Annotated in this window: 12 protein-coding genes; 3 read left to right on the forward strand and 9 right to left on the reverse strand. The window is 64.3% G+C overall.

Translation table 11 applies throughout. The features are described 5' to 3' along the window. Positions 1 to 107 precede the first annotated feature (107 nt). The 3 genes from ntrC to glnA all read right to left on the reverse strand — a co-directional run bounded on the left by ntrC (position 108) and on the right by glnA (position 4,419). Positions 108 to 1,625: a nitrogen regulation protein NR(I) gene (ntrC, locus tag HV770_RS15800; protein ID WP_175160975.1), complete on the reverse strand. Its 1,518-nt coding sequence runs from the start codon at positions 1,623 to 1,625 to the stop codon at positions 108 to 110. A gap of 35 nt (positions 1,626 to 1,660) precedes the next feature. Beyond that, positions 1,661 to 2,803 (reverse strand): nitrogen regulation protein NR(II), encoded by a 1,143-nt coding sequence (gene glnL / locus HV770_RS15805; protein WP_175160977.1) that lies wholly within the window; start codon positions 2,801 to 2,803, stop codon positions 1,661 to 1,663. Positions 2,804 to 3,003: 200 nt separating this feature from the next. Then, on the reverse strand, positions 3,004 to 4,419 hold the full coding sequence (glnA, locus tag HV770_RS15810) for a type I glutamate--ammonia ligase (protein ID WP_149668145.1): 1,416 nt from the start codon (positions 4,417 to 4,419) through the stop codon (positions 3,004 to 3,006). Between the two features lie 437 nt (positions 4,420 to 4,856). Here glnA and HV770_RS15815 point away from each other — a divergent pair, with 437 nt between their 5' ends. After that, complete coding sequence (locus HV770_RS15815) at positions 4,857 to 5,321, forward strand: rhodanese-like domain-containing protein (RefSeq protein ID WP_175160979.1); 465 nt, start codon at positions 4,857 to 4,859, stop codon at positions 5,319 to 5,321. Positions 5,322 to 5,615: 294 nt separating this feature from the next. On the opposite strand, the gene HV770_RS15820 is transcribed toward HV770_RS15815, so the two are convergent. The 4 genes from HV770_RS15820 to HV770_RS15835 form a co-directional block, all read right to left on the reverse strand. Next, entirely contained in the window at positions 5,616 to 6,449 is an 834-nt protein-coding gene (locus tag HV770_RS15820) for a competence/damage-inducible protein A (protein WP_175160981.1), read from the reverse strand. A gap of 30 nt (positions 6,450 to 6,479) precedes the next feature. Continuing rightward, entirely contained in the window at positions 6,480 to 7,313 is an 834-nt protein-coding gene (locus tag HV770_RS15825) for an EI24 domain-containing protein (protein WP_175160983.1), read from the reverse strand. A gap of 147 nt (positions 7,314 to 7,460) precedes the next feature. Further along, the gene (locus tag HV770_RS15830) at positions 7,461 to 8,462 is read right to left on the reverse strand and encodes a sterol desaturase family protein (RefSeq protein ID WP_175160985.1); all 1,002 of its coding nucleotides are present in this window, start codon (positions 8,460 to 8,462) and stop codon (positions 7,461 to 7,463) included. Positions 8,463 to 8,522: 60 nt separating this feature from the next. Then, on the reverse strand, positions 8,523 to 9,539 hold the full coding sequence (locus tag HV770_RS15835; RefSeq protein ID WP_175160987.1) for a YVTN family beta-propeller repeat protein: 1,017 nt from the start codon (positions 9,537 to 9,539) through the stop codon (positions 8,523 to 8,525). Positions 9,540 to 10,128: 589 nt separating this feature from the next. Here HV770_RS15835 and HV770_RS15840 point away from each other — a divergent pair. Next, positions 10,129 to 13,269, forward strand: coding sequence for a YadA-like family protein (locus tag HV770_RS15840; protein WP_425497430.1), 3,141 nt, complete (start codon positions 10,129 to 10,131; stop codon positions 13,267 to 13,269). An 84-nt stretch (positions 13,270 to 13,353) separates the two neighbouring features. On the opposite strand, the gene HV770_RS15845 is transcribed toward HV770_RS15840, so the two are convergent. Beyond that, the gene (locus tag HV770_RS15845; RefSeq protein ID WP_175160991.1) at positions 13,354 to 13,623 is read right to left on the reverse strand and encodes a hypothetical protein; all 270 of its coding nucleotides are present in this window, start codon (positions 13,621 to 13,623) and stop codon (positions 13,354 to 13,356) included. A gap of 54 nt (positions 13,624 to 13,677) precedes the next feature. Then, the gene (hrpA, locus tag HV770_RS15850) at positions 13,678 to 18,345 is read right to left on the reverse strand and encodes an ATP-dependent RNA helicase HrpA (RefSeq protein WP_175160993.1); all 4,668 of its coding nucleotides are present in this window, start codon (positions 18,343 to 18,345) and stop codon (positions 13,678 to 13,680) included. A gap of 23 nt (positions 18,346 to 18,368) precedes the next feature. Here hrpA and argA point away from each other — a divergent pair, with 23 nt between their 5' ends. Next, entirely contained in the window at positions 18,369 to 19,757 is a 1,389-nt protein-coding gene (argA, locus tag HV770_RS15855; protein ID WP_121317250.1) for an amino-acid N-acetyltransferase, read from the forward strand. Positions 19,758 to 19,780 lie beyond the last annotated feature (23 nt).

Consider the following 19,780-nt stretch of genomic DNA (forward strand, 5'->3'; position numbering starts at 1 on the left):
TATGCCTTGTGGGAACCGCGGCCCGGATAACGGGCGATATCGGCTAGCGCCGCAACGGCAAGCCGAGGCGACTCGCGCCCCGCCCCGCCGCTGCAACGACACTTTGCTCAGGGCTCGAGATTGAGTTCCTGGATCTTGCGCGTAATCGTATTGCGGCCGATGCCCAGGCGCTCTGCCGCCTCGACCTTGCGTCCGCGCGTGAAGTCGAGCGCCTCGCGAATCACCGCCGCTTCGAAACGGCGAGCGAGTTCGTCCATCACGTCCGCCGAGTTTTCGCGCAACAGCCGCGCGACTTCGGTGCGCAAGCCGCCTTCCCACGCGCTCACCGCGGTCGCGACCGGCGAACCCGCCGCGCCGGACGGATGCGCCGCGGCGCTCGCGCCGTTGACCGGCGCGCTGCCGGCGAAGCCCTCGTCGCCTGCCCCTGCCCCGGCCGCCACGCCGCCGGTGAGATCGCTGACGCCGGCTTGCGCGGGACCGAGGTCAGGCGGCAAGTCCTTGATCTCGATGGTCTGCGCTGGCGCCATCACCGTGAGCCAGTTGGCGAGATTCTCCAACTGTCGCACGTTGCCTGGAAACGGCAGCGACGCGAGATAGGCGAGCGCGTCTTCCGACACGCGCTTCGATTCGACGCCGAGATCGCGCGCGCTCTTCTGCAGGAAGTGCCGCGTGAGGAGCGGAATATCCTCGCTGCGCTCGCGCAACGCGGGCAAGCGCAGGCGGATCACGTTGAGCCGGTGGTACAAGTCCTCGCGGAACAGCCCTTGGCGTACGCGCGACTCGAGATTCTGGTGAGTCGCCGCGATCACGCGCACATTCGCGCGCAGCGGGTTGTGACCGCCGACGCGATAGAACTGCCCGTCCGACAGCACCCGCAACAGACGCGTCTGCAGATCGAACGGCATGTCACCGATTTCGTCGAGAAACAGCGTGCCGTTCTCGGCCTGCTCGAAACGTCCCTGGCGCATCGCCTGCGCGCCGGTGAACGCGCCGCGCTCATGGCCGAACAGTTCGGATTCCAGCAGATCCTTCGGAATCGCGGCGGTGTTCAACGCGATGAACGGACCATTCGCGCGTGGGCTATGTCGGTGCAACGCACGCGCGACCAGTTCCTTCCCGGTGCCTGATTCGCCGGTAATGAGCACGGTGGCCGCGGAATGCGACAGGCGGCCGATCGCGCGAAACATGTCCTGCATCGCCGGCGCCTGGCCGAGCATTTCGGGCGCTTCGGCGACGCGCTCGTCCCACGGCTGTTCGCCGCGCATGCTTTCGTCGACGGCGCGGCGGATCAGTTCGACCGCCTTGTCGACGTCGAACGGTTTGGCGAGATACTCGAATGCCCCGCCCTGGAATGCGGCGACCGCGCTATCCAGATCCGAGAACGCCGTCATGATGATGACGGGCAGGCCCGGCACCTTGTCGCGTACGGTTTGCAGCAATTCGAGGCCTGAGCCGCCCGGCATCCTGATGTCGGACACCAGCACCTGCGGGCTGTCGTGATCGAGCGCGGCCGAGGCCTCACGGACGTTCGCGAAGCTGCGAGTCGCGAAGTTTTCGCGGGCGAGCGCTTTTTCGAGCACCCAGCGAATCGATTGATCGTCGTCTACTATCCAGATCGGCTTCATATGGGTCGGTCAGAAGTCTTGAAATGCGTGTGGGGTTAGCAGTCGAGCGGCAGCAAAATCTGAAACTCGGTGTGGCCCGGCCGGCTGTCCACTTCGATCAGACCGTCGTGTTGTTGCACGAACGTCTGCGCGAGCGTCAGACCGAGACCACTGCCGTCCTCGCGCCCCGACACGAGCGGATAGAAAATGCGGTCACGGATTTCTTCGGGAATGCCCGGGCCGTTGTCGATGATATGCAAGTCCAGTGCCAGCTTACATAAGCGTTTCGAGATCGTGATCTTGCGCGCGATGCGGGTGCGCAATTCGATCCGCGCATCGCCTTGCGAGATACGTTCGCGCAGAGCTTCGGCCGCATTGCGCACGATGTTCAGGAGCGCCTGGATCAGTTGCTCCTTGTCGCCGCGCAGGTCGGGCACGCTCACGTCGTAATCGCGCTCGATGGTGAGGCCGCGCGGAAACTCCGCGAGAATCACCTGGCGCACGCGCTCGCACACTTCGTGAATGTTCACGTCGCCGACGATGTGCGGATGACGGTGCGGTTCGAGCAGGCGATCGACCAGCGTTTGCAGCCGGTCCGACTCCTTGATGATCACCTGCGTGTACTCGCGCAATTCGTCGCGCTGACGCTCGCCGAGTTCGAACTCGAGCAGTTGCGCCGCGCCGCGAATCCCGCCGAGCGGATTCTTGATCTCGTGCGCGAGATTGCGGATCAGTTGCTTGTTGACCGCAGTGAGGTCGTTGATGCGTTCTTCGCGGTCCGTACGCAGATGCCGCTCGTTCTCGAACAGCTCGAGCAGCACGTAGTCCTGCGCGCTCTCCAGAAAGCCGACGATCGCATGCACGTGCAGCGGTTCGTGGCCGGGACGCTCGAGCACGGCGTCCAGATGCGTCGCGTGAAAACGGTGCGCGGCGATCGCGGTGATGGTCGCGACCAGTTCATCCGCATTCGAGAAGATGTCCGGCCACGTCATCTGCGTCAGTTGCCTGCGCGACATTTCCAGCATCGACTCCGCCGACGGGTTCGCGAACGCGACGCGCAGCGTTCGCTTGTCGAGCACCAGCACGACGGTCGGCAACGTCTCGAAGCCCGGCAGCAAACCGGAACTCACGAGTTGCGCATCGTCCGAGAGCGACTGCTCGTGCCCTTTCCTTGCCTTGATCAGATTCTTGAGAACCATCTTGCAGTCTGGCCGGTAGGAGATGGTGAAAAATCAGGTATGCCGCTTTTGTGTTGCTCACTACCCGGGCAACGCAAAAGCGACTCGCGAAAATGATGCGCGGTCTAACGAAAAAGGGACGGCGCCGCCGTCCCTTCGTGACCGATCGCGAGCGTCGGGCAAAGCGCTTCGCCGGGTAAAGGGCGAAGCGCCATGGCCGCTTACAGCGAGTAGTACATTTCGAATTCGATCGGGTGCACCGACTGACGATAGCGTTGCAGCTCGCCCGTCTTCAGTTCGATGTACGCGTCGAGCATCGAGTCCGTGAACACGCCACCGCGCGTCAGGAATTCGCGGTCCGCGTCGAGCGAGTCGAGAGCCTGATCGAGGCCGGCGCACACGGTCGGGATCTTTGCATCCTCTTCCGGCGGCAGGTCGTACAGGTTCTTGTCGGCGGCTTCGCCCGGGTGAATCTTGTTCTGCACGCCGTCCAGACCCGCCATCATCAGCGCGGAGAAGCACAGGTACGGATTCGCCAGCGGATCCGGGAAACGCGTTTCGATACGACGGCCCTTCGGGTTCGACACGTGCGGAATACGGATCGATGCCGAACGGTTGCGTGCCGAGTAGGCCAGCTTGACCGGTGCTTCGAAGTGCGGCACGAGACGCTTGTACGAGTTCGTACCCGGGTTCGTGATTGCGTTCAGCGCGCGAGCATGCTTGATGATGCCGCCGATGTAGAACAGCGCGAATTCCGACAGACCTGCGTAGCCGTTACCTGCGAACAGGTTCTGGCCGTCCTTCCAGATCGACTGGTGAACGTGCATGCCCGAACCGTTGTCGCCGACGACCGGCTTCGGCATGAACGTCGCCGTCTTGCCATACGTGTGCGCGACGTTGTGGATGATGTACTTCATCTGCTGCAGCCAGTCGGCGCGTTGCACCAGCGTCGAGAACTTCGTGCCGATTTCGTTCTGGCCCTGGCCTGCGACTTCGTGGTGATGCACTTCGACCGGAATGCCGATCTGTTCGAGCAACAGGCACATTTCCGAACGGATGTCCTGGAACGTGTCGACCGGGGCGACCGGGAAGTAGCCGCCCTTCGTGCCCGGACGGTGGCCGGTGTTGCCGCCTTCGAATTCCTTCGCCGACGACCACGGTGCTTCTTCCGAACCGATCTTGATGAAGCAGCCCGACTGGTCCGTGTTCCACTGGACCGAATCGAAAATGAAGAATTCCGGTTCCGGACCGAAGAAGGCGGTGTCGCCGAGGCCGGTGCTCTTCAGGTATGCTTCAGCGCGCTTCGCGAGCGAGCGCGGGTCGCGCTCATAGCCCTTGCCGTCAGCCGGTTCGACGACGTCGCAGGTCAGCACGAGGGTCGATTCTTCATAGAACGGGTCGATGAACGCCGTGTTCGCGTCCGGGACCAGCAACATGTCCGATGCTTCGATGCCCTTCCAGCCGGCAATCGACGAACCGTCAAACGCATGGCCGCTTTCGAACTTGTCTTCATCGAATGCCGACACCGGCACCGAAACGTGTTGCTCTTTGCCGCGCGTGTCGGTGAAACGGAAGTCGACAAACTTGACGTCCTCGTCTTTGACGAGTTGAACGACGTCGGCCACGGATTTACTCATAACCTATCTCCTGATTAACGAATTCGGCGGATTCAGCCGCCGCCCAATCTAGCTGACCCGTCCCGGCGCGTCCACCCTCAAACGTCGCGAATGAACAGAAACTGGCCCGGACAAATCGATCGGCACCAATAAAGCAGCTTCTGTGCCATGTATGGGCCAAGGCGGCGCAAAGGCATACCGCGCGCGCGTCGACGGGGAATGGACGCACCGAACGCCATGCAGCCCTCATATTGGCGCGATGGCTGTCGCACCACATTAGTGCACCCAGTACCGTGCGGGCGGCGGTTAATTATATTTTGGTGCATCCATGCAAAAATGCACCACAATTGCGCGCGCAGTTTCTGGAAACCAGCGCGCCCGGTCGCCCGGCAGGCGGCGCGCGCGGCGTGCACGCCGCGCGCTAGAATATTCATTTGGTCCGAAGGAGATTGGCGCTCATGAGCACGCTCGAACAGCTGTACGCCCAGGCGGAGACCCGCCGCACCGAGAACCAACTGCCCTACGCAGGCGCGGTATCGCCCGCCGAGGCGTTCGAACTGCTGCAACTCGATCCGCGCACACGTCTCGTCGACGTGCGCACCCGTGCCGAACTCGATTGGGTCGGCCGCCCGCTCATCGGCGACGGGCAGTACGCGCACGTGGAATGGACGCGCTACCCGGGCGCGGTGCCGAATCAGGAATTCATTGCGCAAGTGAATCAGGTCGCGTCGCACGATACGCCGGTACTGTTTCTGTGCCGCAGCGCCGCGCGCTCGAAGCTCGCCGCGATTGCCGCCACTCAGGCCGGCTTCACGAAAGCGTACGACCTGCTGGAAGGCTTCGAAGGCGACAAGGACGGCCAGGGGCATCGGAAGACGGTCTCGGGCTGGTGCTTTCGTGGATTGCCGTGGATCGGCGCGTAATGATGGAGCGGGTCGGCGGCTAAGCGGGCGGCGCGAGCTTGCGGCTTGACCGGGCTGCACGTCGGCGGCCGCTTCCGTTGCGTGTCAGGACCGCGGCGTTTTCACGTGATAAACCGTCAGGTCGGCGGCCGCGTCATCATGGACACATCGTCGGCGCTTAGTGTGTCAGGCCGATGATGTCAGCAGGCCTCGATCGGCATCGGCCGGCCGGCCGTGCACGCGCCGAGCCGATGCCGCATAACCGCTGCGGTGCGGGAAGCCTCGAACCGCCCCCCGCCCGCCACATGCCGCGCCTCAGCTGCGCGGCTTCGCCGCCGGAATCGACTCGGGCTCGACGATATCGCCGCCCAACAGGTGCACGCCCTCGCGCAGCTTCACGAACGCAGCCGCCACGGCTTCCGGCTCGCCCTTCACGCCCAGGTCGATGTGATGGCGCGCATATACCCCACCGCGTTCCGCATCGCCGACGCTCGGCAGACTGAACACTCGCACGCCCGGAAAATCGCTTTCGATTTTTTCCATTAGCGGCGTAATGCGCGATTCCGGCAGCTCGAACACCAGCAACGACTTTTCCGCATGCGGCATCGCGTGATGCAGATGCGCGTACTGCGTATCCAGCACCCATTCGATCATCGGCCACGCCATCACTGGGAAGCCCGGCACGAAATGATGATGCCTGATCGAGAAGCCGGGAATCTTGTTGTAGCCGTTCGGAATGATCGATGCGCCTTGGGGATACGTGCCCATATTCAGCCGATGCCGGTTTTCCGGTGAGTCCAGGTCGAGCGGCGCCGCCGCGTTCGCCGGATACATGTCGCGGATGCGCTCCTGAATCAGCTTCGCGGCCTCCCGATGCAGTTCCAGCGGCACGCCGAGCGCGGCCGCCGCGCATTGGCGCGTGTGGTCGTCCGGCGTGGCGCCGATGCCACCCGTGGAGAACACGATGTCGCCGGTGGCGAACGTGCGCCGCAGCGTCGCCGTGATGCGCTCGGGGTCGTCGCCGATGTATTCCGCCCAGCCGAGCGACAGACCGCGCGCGCCCAGCAACTCGATGACCTTCGGCAGATGCTTGTCGACGCGCCTGCCCGACAGGATTTCATCGCCGATGATGATGACGCCAAATGCCATTACCGCCTCTTTTTGCTTGATCAATACCAGTCAATAAGGAACGGGCGCCGTCTGACGCACGCCGCCATGCTCTTCCGTGCGCATGCGTTGCAGCGCGCGCAAACAGTAGTAGCCGAACCACAGCGCCGAAAACACGAGGATGAACGCATAGATCCAGATCGTCATCGCGGTGATCACCGGGAACAGCACGATCAGCCAGACCGACGACGCCCACAGCAGCGTCGGCAGTGAACCGAGCAAGCCGCTCGCGATGCCGATCAACAGCAGCGGCAGCCGGAACCGGCGCACCAGCGCGCGCCGCTCGTCGCGCGTTGCGTGCAATGCGAGCGCATCGTAGCTCATCACGCGATAGGTCAGCCAGCCCCACAGCAGCGGTGGAATCAGCGCGAAGAACGGCGGCACGAGCCACAGCGGCAACGTGACGATCAGCAGTACCAGACACACCACGGTGGTCCACAACGCCTGAGCGAGGCTACCGTACCACGTTCCGCCGCGCCGCATTTCCAGAGCCGGAAACTGGCGCGCGGACAGGAACCGGATCACCGCGGGCATCGACAGCGTGGCGATCAGCAGCAACACCGTGACGACGATCAGCGGAATCACCATCGCAATCACGATGAACGGTGCGATCGCCGCATGCAGCGCCGAAAAACCGAGCCAGTCGAACAGACGATAAAGCGTGACCGTAAACGACCAGTTATCGAGCCAGAGCCGGGTGCCGCCGACCAGCGTCTGCCAGGAAAACCAGAGGATCACGCCCCACCCGACCGTCGCGGCGAGAAACGGTTTGAAGGTCAGCCAGAGCATGCGCGGGTGGAGCGCGCTGGCAAGCGCGCGCCCGAACGAGCGCAACAGATCATTCATGCGAGCCTGTGTCGGTGAACGAAACGAAGGAATCAGGCGAAGCGCGCAGCGCACCGGCCGGCAGGCCTTGAGCGCGTGCGCAAACGTGCACAGGATAAACCACGGGAAGCGCCGCCAGGGAAACCGGCGGCGTGCGGCGAAGGCGGCTCAGACGGCGGCTGCGTCGTTGCGTTCGCCCGGGCGACGTTTCGACGTCAGTCTTGCAGCGATGCGCACGAATGCAAGCCAGTGCTGCGCCCAGAAACCATCGCCATAGCGGCGGCCTTCGAGCTGGTCGCTGATGCCGGTCGGCTCCATCTCGCGGCTCCAGGAGACGCTGCGAAACAGCATGTCCCACCACGGAAACAGCACACCGAAGTTGCAGCCGTACTTCAGCCCCGCGTGACCGTAGCCGATGGCGTGGTGACGGCGATGGAACGTCGGGCTAACGAGCAGCCGCTCGCCGAGCCAGCCGAAGTACAGACGGATGTTCGCGTGCTGCACGCTTTGCGCGAGGTTTGTGATCGCGACCAGCACGACGAACTGCGACGGCGGCACGCCGATCACCAGCGCGATCACCGCGAAGAACGACGCCTGCAGCAGATCGTCGAGCAGATGGTTGCGGTCGTCGGACCACAGCGACATCTGCTGCTGGCTGTGATGCACCGCGTGCAGTTCCCACCACACGCCGATCCGGTGTTCCCAGCGGTGATACCAGTAGCCCGCGAAATCGAGCACCAGCAGGTACATCACGAACGTGACGAGGGGCTGCGTGGTGACGCCGGGCCACAGATTGTCGAACTCGATATTCGAAATGTTGTGCAGGCGCAGCCACCCCTGCACGTTGTCGAAGAACGGCTGCAGCGCGAAGAAAAAGAACAGGTTGAGAATGCCGAGCTTGGCGATCCACGTGTACAGCACATCGATGCGCACCGCCTTGCGGCTCTCCCACTGCTCCACCGGACGCAGCGCTTCGAGCGGGCGCAGGATCGCGTACATCGCGAGCACTTCGAGCACGCCCACGATCACCCAGTACAGGCTGTCGTAGGTGTCCTCGTCGTAGTCCATCAGGTCGAAGCGGTATAGCAGCGGCTGCACCACGTCGACATACAGCAGTGTCTGCAGGGCTGAAACGAAGCTGTCGAGCGAAGAAAAAATCAGATGGAACATGATGCTGGCCTGGTTACCTCATCCGTCGTGACTCGCGTTGCGTGCGGCATGGCTATGGCTCTAAGCGCCGTTCGGCGCCGTCACCGGCGCGCGATTGAAGAAATAGATGCCGTGCGGCGAACGGCCCACCGCGATCGTCTGGATCAGCTTGCGCGTGCTCAGGTCGATGATGCCGACATGCTTCGCGAAGCGGAACGTCACCCATAGATAGCGTTTGTCGGCGGAGAGTTCCATGTCGTCCGGTCCCGGCATCAGGCCGGTGATGTCGCCGACGTTGGTGAGCGTGTCCTCGTCGATGATGCTGATCGTGCTCGCCACGCGGTTCGACACCGCGACGTGCTTGCCGTCGTCCAGCGAACGGAAATTGTGCGCGCCCTTGCCCGTCGGGATGGTCTTGACGACCTTCTGGTTGCGCCAGTCGACCACCGCGACGTAATCCGCGCCGGTCATGCCGACCAGCAAATACTTCTCGCCCGGCGTCATCCACAGGCCCGCCGGCACCTTGCCCACCTTCATCTTCCACTTCACGGTTTGCGTAGGCAAGTCGATCGCGGCCAGCTCGCCCGACACCTGCAGCGTGACGAATACCGTCTTGCTGTCCTTCGTGAACGCCATGTGGCTCGGCATGACCGCGAGCGGCAGGCGCGAGGCCAGCGTCATCTGGTTCTTCTGGTCGTAGTGATAGATGTCGAGCCGGTCCAGGCGCAGACCGGTGGTGACGAGCCACTTGCGGTCAGGCGAAAAACCGATCTGGTACGGATCTTCGATGTTCTCGACCCAGCGCTGCACCTGACCCGACTTCGGATCGACGAACATCAGATTGTTCGACACCGAGTTGGCAACGATCAGCGATGAATTGTCCGGCGTGACCATCAGGTGATGCGGCTCCTTGCCCGTCGGCACCGTGCCGATGACCTGGCGGGTGGTCTCGTCGATCAGGCTCAGCGTGGCTTCGCCGGAATTGAGCACGATCACGTTGTTGGCGTGCGCCGCGGGAGAAAAAAAGCCTGCGGCGGCGACCAGCGCCGCGCTTGCGGCGAACGTGGCAGTCAAGCCGGGAAGAAAAAATTTACGCATGAAAACTCACTTCGGAGAACAACGGTCATTGTAGAACGTTTGCCGGCGTCAGCGGTTGACGTAGGTCGATGCGCGGCGTGCTGGAAATAAAGGGCGTGAGGAAGCGCGGCGGCGTTCGGGACAAACGGGCGCAGCGCATCGGGAAGCGGTTTTCGAACGCAGGGATAGTAAATACCCGGCTTGAGATGTTTCGCGACCTATCCAATTCGGCCAGATATTCAAAAAGTCGCAAAGCCGGATAATCAGCTATGAGAAAGAATCAGACCGCTCCTTGTTTTATCCATCGGTAGATAAAAATAATCCCGCCTGATTTACACCGATTATTCGCTTCGTCCATTTAAGAGTTTGCTGATACCCCAATCTCGGCTACGGAACGGATAATTCAACGCTCCTCGCCGCGACGCGCATTACCTTGGCTATCAGCGTGGCGCGGAGTTTCGGGCGTGAACAGGCATAAAAGCACGAGCGCAAAACGAGCCGCTATTTTCCTCGTATTTTTAGCGATTGATCAGGGCGATCAACCCTCATCAATCATCGTCAGTCACGCGCCGCCGTCCACTTCGCACAATAACGTGGAGGTTGTCACACGATGAATAGAAGTATTTTAATGACCTGGTGCACAGCGGCGCCCGCGGCGCCGGCTGTCTGCGGGCCCGCAAACTTCGGAAAAAATCGCGCGGCGGCGCGAAAGAAAGCGATCGTGCACGCTGTACTCAGCGCGGCGGCTTTGGCGAGCGGAGCGTCGGCGGTCGCTGCCGGCACGGATGCGATAGAGTCAGGTTCGGCAGCCGATGCCTCGGGCGACTTAGCCATTGCGGTAGGCAAGCAGGCGAGCGCGCCGGACCCCAGCTCGATTGCGCTAGGCGCGCAAGCCCGCGCGCAGGGCAACGCGGCGATGGCCGCCGGTTCGAATGCCAATGCGCAAGGAGACGGCGCCAATGCAGTCGGCCTGAACGCCAATGCACAAGGCAGCGGTGCCACTTCGGTGGGGGCGGATACGAGAGCGCTCGGCGCCGGCGCGACGGCAGCGGGCCTGAACGCCAGCGCGCTGAACGACCGGGCCACCGCGATTGGCTTGAATGCGGTCGCAATGGGCCTCGATTCCATCTCTTCTGGCTCGGGGGCCATCGCAACAGACGCGGCCGCATCCGCATTCGGCGCACTGTCGACAGCTTCCGGCTCCGCCTCCACCGCAGTGGGCTACGGCGCGCAAACGCAGGGCAGCGCAGCCTTCGCCGGCGGCAGTTTGGCATCGGCGGCAGCTGACGGCAGCGTGGCGCTCGGCAACCGCGCGACCGTCAGCGGCGTCGACGGGGTCGCGCTTGGCAACCACGCCACTGCCAGCGCCGCGAATAGCGTCGCGTTGGGTGCGAACTCCGCCACCAGTTCCGACCTGACACGCCCCGCTTATGCTCCGGTCGGCCTCGGCGCCAGCTTGATCGCGGCCCCCGATCCGGCGGGCGAAGTCTCGCTTGGCTCGACGGGCAACGAACGTCGCCTGACGAACGTCGCGGCGGGCGCGCTGCCGAGCGACGCGGTCAACGTCAGTCAGTTGAGCGCGATCGACGGCAAGGTCGATGCGATTGCGCGAAGCGGTACGCAGCGTTACTTCAAAGCCGAAGGCGGCGTCGACGGCTCCGATGACGCCGTCGCGACGGGCGCCAATGCGCTCGCGGCGGGGCCTGGCGCAAGCAGCCCCGGCGCCGATGCGGCAGCGGTCGGCGCCAGGGCGCGCGCCGGCGGGACGGGCTCGGTGGCGTTCGGCGCGAGTGCCGTGGCAGACGCGGCGCACGCCACGTCGGTCGGGGCAGGCGCGGTTGCCGGCGAGGCAGAAGCTACGGCGATTGGCGCGTCGGCCGTTGCTGGTGCCTCGAACGCGACTGTCATTGGTGCGCACTCGGCCGTCGTCGGCGACGGAGGTGTCGCGCTCGGCTACGGCGCATCTGCCACCGCGGACAACGCCGTCGCGATTGGCCGCGATTCGGTGGCCGAGCGTGCAAACACGGTGTCGATGGGATCAACTGGACAGGAGCGCCAGATTACGAACGTCGCTGCCGGTACCGCCGATACCGATGCCGTTAATGTCACTCAGTTGAAAGCGGTCAGCGACCTAGGCGAGGCAACCGCAACGAAACTCGACGGCGCGCTGATGTACGACCGGAATGCCGACGGCAGCGTCAGCCGGGACAGCGTCACGCTCGGTGGCGATTCAGCGGGCAACGGCACCATCATTCACAATGTCGCCGCTGGCACTGTTGACACGGATGCGGTCAACGTTGCCCAATTGAACACGGTCAGCGATCAGGGCAAGGCCAATGCCGCGAAACTCGACGGCGCAGTGATGTACGACCAGAATGCCGACGGCAGCCTCGACCGGGACAGCGTGACGCTCGGTGGCAGCGCGGCAACCGGCGGCACTGTGATTCACAACGTTGCGGCGGGTGTCGCCAACACTGATGCGGTCAACGTCGCCCAGTTGAACACGGTCAGCGAACAGGGCGATGCCAATGCCGCGAAACTCGACGGCGCACTGATGTACGACCGGAACGCCGACGGCAGCGTCAACCTGGAGAGCGTGACACTCGGCGCCGGCGCGGCAAGCGGCGGCACCGTCATTCACAATGTCGCCCCCGGCACCGCCGACACGGACGCGGTCAACGTCGCCCAGTTGAACACGGTTAGCGATCAGAGCAACGCCAACACCGCGAAACTCGACGGCGCGCTCATGTATGACCAGAACGTCGACGGCAGCCTCAACCGCAACAGCATCACTCTCGCGGGCGACGCGGCAAGCGGTGGCACCGTCATCCACAACGTCGCCGCCGGCACCGCTGACACCGACGCTGTCAATGTCGCTCAATTGAAAACAGTCAGCGATCAGGGCGAGGCGACAGCCACAAAGCTCGACGGCGCGCTCATGTACGACAGGAACGCCGACGGAAGCTACAACCGCAACAGCGTCACACTGGGCAACGACGCATCGGGCGGCGGCACTGTCATCCACAACGTCGCCGACGGCGTGGACGTATCCGACGCGGTCAACCTCGGGCAGTTGAACGCGGTCGTGAACGGGGCGGTCAACAACGCCGTGGTCAACGCGGCGAACCCGTTCATCAGCGCGCAAGGTAGTCGAGATACCGAAGGCGCAGTGACGTCGGGCGTGCATTCGATCGCGGCGGGCGCGAACGCGCGGGCCACAGGCGCAAGTTCGACCGCCATCGGTGCGAGTGCCAATGCCAGCGGCAATAACGCAGCCGCGCTTGGCGCGGCAGCGAATGCGAGCGCGGACAATTCGGTCGCGTTGGGTCACGGCTCGGTCGCGGACCGTGCGAACGCGGTGTCGGTGGGCACGGCGGGTCAGGAACGCCAGATCATCAATGTCGCAGCCGGGGTGCAAGGCACCGACGCGGTCAACGTCAATCAGTTACAGCAGACCGCAGGCGGCGCACTCAGCCAGGCGAACCGCTACACCGATGATCAGATCCGCTCGGCCCGTCGTGACGGCTACGGCGGCACGGCGGCCGCGTTGGCGATAGCAGGCTTACCTCAGGCGGTAATCCCGGGTCGTGGCATGTTCGCGATGGCCGGCGGCACGTACGGCGGCCAGTCGGCGTTGGCCATCGGCATGTCGCAGTTATCGGAAAAGGGAACGTGGGCCTATAAGCTGCAAGCGAGCACGGACTCGCGCGGCGAGTTCGGCGCGTCGATCGGTGCAGGCGTGCACTGGTAGGCCGAGCTCGTGGAGCCGGTCCGCTTCAAGGACCAGCCGCTGTGATGGTTTCAGCATGGTTGCGTGGCCATGGCGAGAGCGGGTCTAAAAGGCCCGCGCCGTTTGTGACGGGACGTCATTCTCACAAGGCATGACCTCACGCATTGCCTGAGCGAGTTGAGGCCACGGCCTCACACAAGCACAACAGCGTTCGCCTCGACGATGAAAGCCGAAGCCGAAGCCGAAGCCGAAGCCGAAGCCGAAGCCGAAGCCGAAGCCGAAGCCGAAGCCGAAGCCGAAGCCGAAGCCGAAGCCGAAGCCGAAGCCGAAGCCGACAGGAGTGTTGTGCGCATCAGCGGCACGCAACGGACGCATATGCAGCGCCCCGCCCCCACGCCTACTCAGCAACCACCGCCCAACACGCCCGCTTCACCGCTGCATCGATTCCCAGACCTTATACAAGCGCTTCACCGAAACCGGCATGGGGGTACGCAACTCCTGAGCGAAAAGCGATATCCGCAACTCTTCCAACAACCAGCGAAACTCCGATAACCGCGGGTCCAGCACACCACCCCGCTGCGCCACCGCGCGCTGATAGTTCTGCAACAGCGGGGCAAACTCGGCGAACTGCCGGGCGTCGCGCGGCGGGTCCGCCTTCAGCTTGTCGATGCGCAACGCCATCCCTTTCAGATAGCGCGGAAAGTGCGCCAACTGGGTGTACGGCGTATCGACCACGAAGCGCTTGCCTATCAGTCCATCCAGCTGGTTCTGCATGTCGGCATGCGCGGCCGCGAACGACTTCGCCTGCACCAGCTTCTTCGTCACACTCGCGTATTCGCCGAGAATCTGTCCGACCAGCCGCGCGATTTCCTGGGCCAGCAGCGTCAGGCGGCTACGACCCTCGTCGCGTCGCGTGTGGAAACTGACCTCGTCGTCCGGCAGCGGGTTCTGAAGACAGGCGCGATCGAGCGCGGTGTCGATCAGTTGATCGCGCAGTTCTTCCTGCGTGCCACGCGGCATGAACTGCATCGCCATTTCACGCAGGCCCGGCAGATTCTTCTCCAGATACTTGATCGGCTCCTTCAACTGCAACGCGAAAAGCCGGCGCAATCCCGCGCGATGAATCCGCGCGGCTTCATCCGGCGAATCGAACACTTCGACATCGCAGTGGGTGCCGCGATCCACCAGCGCCGGGTAGCCGAACAGTGTCTGGCCGCCCCGGCGAATCTCGAGCAATTCGGGGAGCTTGCCGAAATTCCAGGTGGTCAGTTTTTCATACAGCGCCGTGCCGGCCGCGCCATCTTGCGACGTGGTTTGCGGACCCGCCGCGCTCTTGCCGCGCTGCGCCGCGCGAGCCGCCCCGGCTCCTTGTAAAGGCGTCGCCACACCACCGCCCCCTGCATCCGCCAACGCCGCACCTGCCGCGCTCGACGCGATCTTCTGGAAATGCTGCTGCGCCTGCCCGCCGAGTTCGGCGCGCAGTTGCGACAGATTGCGGCCCATCGCAAGCTGCCGCCCGTGCTCATCCACAACCTTGAAGTTCATGAACAGATGCGGCGGCAAGGTTTCGAGCTTGAAGTCCGCCTGCTTCATCGCAACCTGGGTCTGCTCGCGAATATCGGCGATCAGCGACTCCAGCAACGTACCCGCACCGAAACGCGGCCCACTATGCCGGTCGACGAAACCCGCCGCGAATTCCGGCAGCGGCACGCAATGCCGCCGCAACTTCTGCGGCAACGATTTCAGCAGCAGTTGCGTCTTCTCTTTCAACATGCCGGGCACGAGCCACTCGCAGCGCCGCGCGTCGACCTGATTCAGCGCGTACAGCGGCACAGCGAGCGTCACGCCGTCGCGGGGCGTACCCGGCTCGAAGTGATAGGTAAGCGCCATCTCGACGCCCGACATCGTCATCCGCTTCGGGAACAGATCGGTCGTCACGCCGGCGGCCTCGTGCCGCATCAGATCGTCGCGCGACAGATACAGCAGGCGCAGTTTGTCTTCCGGCTGGCCGCTCTTTTTCACTTCGTCGCGATACCAGCGCTCGAATGACGCGCCCGTGTAAATGCCGTCCGGCAACGCCTGATCGTAGAACGCAAAAATCAGTTCGTCGTCGACCAGCACATCCTGGCGCCGCGACTTGTGTTCCAACTGTTCGATATCGGCGAGCAGCTTGCGGTTGTGCGCGAAGAATGCGAGCTTCGTATCGAACTCGCCCTCGACCAGCGCGCCGCGAATGAACAACTCACGCGCGCGCGCCGGGTCCTGTTTGCCGAAGCTCACGCGCCGCCGGTGATAGATCGGCAGACCATACAGCATCGCGCGCTCGAACGCCGACACCTGCGCCGCGCGCTTCTCCCAATGCGGCTCGGAGAGCGACTTCTTCAGCAGATGCGCGCCGATCTTCTCGACCCACTCCGGCTCGATTTTCGCGATACAGCGTGCGTACAGACGGCTCGTCTCGACGAGTTCGGCGGCCATCGCCCACTTGCCTGCTTTCTTCACCAGTGCCGAGCCCGGCCACAAATAAAACTTGATGCCGCGCGCACCGAGGTAATACGGCTCGTCGTCGGCTTTCAGGCCGATATTGCCGAGCAGCCCCGTCAACAGCGCGAGATGGATCTGCTCGAAGGTTGCTTCCGCCTCGTTCAGACGCCAGCCGTGTTCGCGCACCACTGTCAACAGTTGCGAGTGCACGTCGCGCCATTCACGCAGCCGCAGTTGCGAGAGGAAGTTCTTGCGGCATTCCTCGTGCAACTGCTTGTTCGACTTCTTGTGTGCGATCGCTTCTTCGAACCAGTTCCAGATTTTCAGCCACTGCAAAAACTCCGAGCGCTCGTCGGCGAAACGGCGATGCGCCTGGTCGGCCTGCTCCTGCGCTTCGATCGGCCGGTCGCGCGGGTCCTGCACTGACAACGCGCTCGCGATGATCAGCACTTCCTTCAGCGCCTGCTGATCGCGCGCGGCCAGAATCATCCGGCCGACGCGCGGATCGAGCGGCAGTCGCGCGAGTTCGCGACCGAGCGGCGTGAGCTGATTGTCGTCGTCGACGGCGCCGAGTTCGTTGAGCAGCTGATAGCCGTCGGCGATTGCGCGGCCCGGCGGCGGCTCGATAAACGGGAAGGTCTCGATTGCCGTCAGATGCAGCGACTTCATCCGCAGAATCACCGACGCCAGCGACGAGCGCAGAATCTCCGGATCGGTGAAGCGCACACGGCTCTGGAAATCGCTTTCTTCGTAGAGGCGAATGCACACACCATCGGCGACCCGGCCGCAGCGCCCCGCCCGCTGGTTAGCTGCGGACTGCGCAATCGACTCGACCTGCAACTGCTCGACCTTGTTGCGATACGAGTAGCGCTTCACGCGGGCGAGCCCCGTGTCGACCACGTAGCGGATACCCGGCACCGTCAGCGAGGTTTCCGCGACGTTGGTCGCCAGCACGATGCGGCGCGCGTTCGAAGTGCGGAACACGCGCTCCTGCTCGGCCGCGGACAGCCGTGCAAACAGCGGCAGAATTTCCGTATGCGGAGGGTGATGCTTGCGCAGCGCCTCGGCGGCGTCGCGGATCTCGCGCTCGCCGGGCAGGAATACCAGCACGTCGCCGGGGCCTTCGCGGCACAGTTCGTCGACGGCGTCGACGATCGCGTCCATCAGATCGCGGTCGGTTTCGCGCTGCGTCTTCGGCCTGTCGCCGCGCGCGGACGATGAGCCCGACGACGTGCCCTGAGCGGCCTTCACCGCCGGACTGTCCTCGACGACCGGCCGGTAACGCACCTCGACCGGATAGAGCCGCCCGCTCACCTCGATCACCGGCGCGGGCTTCTCTTCACTGCCGAAGTGGCGCGCGAAGCGATCGGCGTCGATGGTCGCCGAAGTCACGATCAACTTCAGATCAGGGCGTCTGGCAAGAATTTCCTTCAGATAGCCGAGCAGAAAATCGATGTTCAGGCTGCGCTCGTGCGCTTCGTCGACGATGAGCGTGTCGTAAGCCTTGAGCAGCGGATCAGTCTGCGTTTCGGCGAGCAGAATGCCGTCGGTCATCAGCTTGACCGACGCGCCCGGCGACAGGTTGTCGGTAAAGCGGACCTTGTAGCCGACCACTTCCCCGAACGGCGTGCCGAGTTCTTCGGCAATACGGCGCCCGGTTGCCGACGCGGCGATCCGGCGCGGCTGCGTGTGGCCGATCAGCCCCGAGCCGCCCGCTCCGAGACCACGCCCCAGCGCGAGGCAGATTTTCGGCAACTGGGTGGTTTTGCCGGAGCCGGTTTCCCCCGACACGATCACCACCTGGTTCTCCGCAATCGCCTTGGCAATCTCGTCGCGGCGGCCGGAGACCGGCAGCGCTTCGGGGAAGGTGATCGGCGGAATCGGATTCGGCTCGACGACGCGCCGCGCGCGCGGCGGGCGTGATTCCCGTGGTTCGTTCGCTGCGCGTGGCTCACGGCTGGCAGCGTTGCGGTCGCTACCACCCGCTTGCGGTGACTTTTGCGCGAGCGCACCGGATTCGCGACGCGGCGCACCGCCTTGTGGCGGCCCGCGGCGCTGCTGGGTCGCGCGGCTGTCGCCGTGCGGCTGCTGATCTGGATCTGCCGCATGAGAGGGCTGTCCGCGCTGCTCGTCGCGGCGCCGCGGTTGATCCGAACCCGGCGCATGTGCCGATGGCGAGCGCTGTTCGCCGCCGCGCCGCGCCTCGTTCGCTCCCGCGGCGCGTGGCGGCTGCCCATGCTGCCCGTCACTACGCCCGGGCCGTTCGCCTTGCGGCGCATTCTCCGCGCGGTCCGCGTGTTCCTGCCGGTGTGCTCGACCATGGCCCGGACTCCGGCCTTCGCCAGCCCGCGCGGCTTGCGACGTACCACTGCGGCCATCATCCTGCGCACGCGCGCCACCCTGGCCACCTGGGCCACTCTCACGCAGCGGATTTTTTTTCTGCGCCGACGGCTGCGCGTCCTGCGCGGCACGACGCGATTCGCGCGCCGCGTGCGGCGTGTTGGGCTCGGTGTCCTGCGCTGGACGGCGCTGCGCGTCGCCGGAGTTCATCGGATCGGCGGCCGGCGCCGGATTCTCGTTCGCCGCAGCGGGACTTTTGGGTACATTCGACATGGGGGCGCATTATAATCCCCGGCATGAATTCCCAAACCGACCTCGTCCCCGCGCCCGCGAGCGTTCCGGCCCCCGCCGGAACAACGGAAGACCTCGCACAGCATGCGCAATTCGTCGACTGGATGCGTTCAGTCGCCCCGTACATCCATGCGTTCCGAAACAAGACGTTTGTCGTCGGTTTCGGCGGCGAGGTGGTGCATCAGGGGCTCCTGAATGCGCTGGTGTCCGACATCGCGCTGCTGCAGGCCATGGGCATCCAGATCGTGCTGGTGCATGGCTCGCGGCCGCAGGTCGAGGAGCAGATGAGCCTGCATGGCGTGGAGTCGGAGTTCTCGCACGGCATGCGCATCACCGACGCGCGCGCTTTGGAGTCCGCGAAAGAAGCGGCCGGCGAAGTGCGTCTGGACATCGAGGCGGCGATCAGCCAGGGCTTGCCGAACACGCCGATGGCGCACGCGCACATCAGCGTGGTGTCGGGCAACTTCGTGACGGCGCGCCCGGTCGGCATTCTGGACGGCGTCGACTTCGCGCACACCGGCGTGGTGCGCAAGATCGACGCGGATTCGATCCGCCATTCGCTCGCGAGCCGCAAGCTGGTGCTGCTCTCGCCGCTCGGCTTCTCGCCCACCGGCGAGGCGTTCAACCTCGCGATGGAAGACGTGGCCTCGGCCGCGGCCATCGCGCTGCGCGCCGACAAGATCGTGTTCCTGACCGAAACGCCGGGCCTGATGGAAGCCGGTGAAGACGGTCCCGAACTGGTCCGCGAACTGTCGCTCGACGACGCGTACAAGCTGCACGAAAGCGGCGAAGTCACCGGCGACGCGGGCTTCTACCTCAAGCATTCGATCCGCGCATGCCGTGGCGGCGTCGCGCGGGCGCACATCATCCCCTACGCGCTCGACGGCAGCCTGCTGCTCGAACTGTTCCTGCACGACGGTGTCGGCACGATGATCTCGTACGAGAACCTCGAAAGCCTGCGCGAAGCCACGCCGGACGACGTCGGCGGCATTCTCTCGCTGATCGAGCCGCTCGAATCGGACGGCACGCTGGTGCGGCGCGGCCGTCACCAGATCGAGCGCGACATCGACCATTTCTCGGTGATCGAGCACGATGGCGTGCTGTTCGGCTGCGCGGCACTGTATCCGTATCCGCAGGAGCGCATCGGCGAAATGGCGTGCCTGACGGTCGCGCCCGAAGCGCAAGGCACCGGCGACGGCGAGCGTCTACTCAAGCGCATCGAGCAGCGCGCGCGGGCCCGCGGCCTCACGCGCATTTTCGTGCTCACCACGCGCACCGAACACTGGTTCCTCAAACGCGGCTTCGTCAAGGTGACGGTCGACGACCTGCCTGAAGACCGCCGCAGACTCTATAACTGGCAGCGCAAGTCGCTCGTGCTGATGAAGCAGCTCTGAGCGGCGCCCCAGCCCCATATATC

The organism is Paraburkholderia fynbosensis, assembly GCF_902859935.1.
Taxonomy (GTDB): Bacteria; Pseudomonadota; Gammaproteobacteria; order Burkholderiales; family Burkholderiaceae; genus Paraburkholderia; species Paraburkholderia fynbosensis.

Bases quoted from the DNA above. Each gene is read 5' to 3' on its own strand.
- ntrC (WP_175160975.1), bottom strand. From the start codon at position 1,625: ATGAAGCCGATCTGGATAGTAGACGACGATCAATCGATTCGCTGGGTG.
- glnL (WP_175160977.1), bottom strand. From the start codon at position 2,803: ATGGTTCTCAAGAATCTGATCAAGGCAAGGAAAGGGCACGAGCAGTCG.
- glnA (WP_149668145.1), bottom strand. From the start codon at position 4,419: ATGAGTAAATCCGTGGCCGACGTCGTTCAACTCGTCAAAGACGAGGAC.
- HV770_RS15815 (WP_175160979.1), top strand. From the start codon at position 4,857: ATGAGCACGCTCGAACAGCTGTACGCCCAGGCGGAGACCCGCCGCACC.
- HV770_RS15820 (WP_175160981.1), bottom strand. From the start codon at position 6,449: ATGGCATTTGGCGTCATCATCATCGGCGATGAAATCCTGTCGGGCAGG.
- HV770_RS15825 (WP_175160983.1), bottom strand. From the start codon at position 7,313: ATGAATGATCTGTTGCGCTCGTTCGGGCGCGCGCTTGCCAGCGCGCTC.
- HV770_RS15830 (WP_175160985.1), bottom strand. From the start codon at position 8,462: ATGTTCCATCTGATTTTTTCTTCGCTCGACAGCTTCGTTTCAGCCCTG.
- HV770_RS15835 (WP_175160987.1), bottom strand. From the start codon at position 9,539: ATGCGTAAATTTTTTCTTCCCGGCTTGACTGCCACGTTCGCCGCAAGC.
- HV770_RS15840 (WP_425497430.1), top strand. From the start codon at position 10,129: ATGAATAGAAGTATTTTAATGACCTGGTGCACAGCGGCGCCCGCGGCG.
- HV770_RS15845 (WP_175160991.1), bottom strand. From the start codon at position 13,623: ATGCGTCCGTTGCGTGCCGCTGATGCGCACAACACTCCTGTCGGCTTC.
- hrpA (WP_175160993.1), bottom strand. From the start codon at position 18,345: ATGTCGAATGTACCCAAAAGTCCCGCTGCGGCGAACGAGAATCCGGCG.
- argA (WP_121317250.1), top strand. From the start codon at position 18,369: ATGAATTCCCAAACCGACCTCGTCCCCGCGCCCGCGAGCGTTCCGGCC.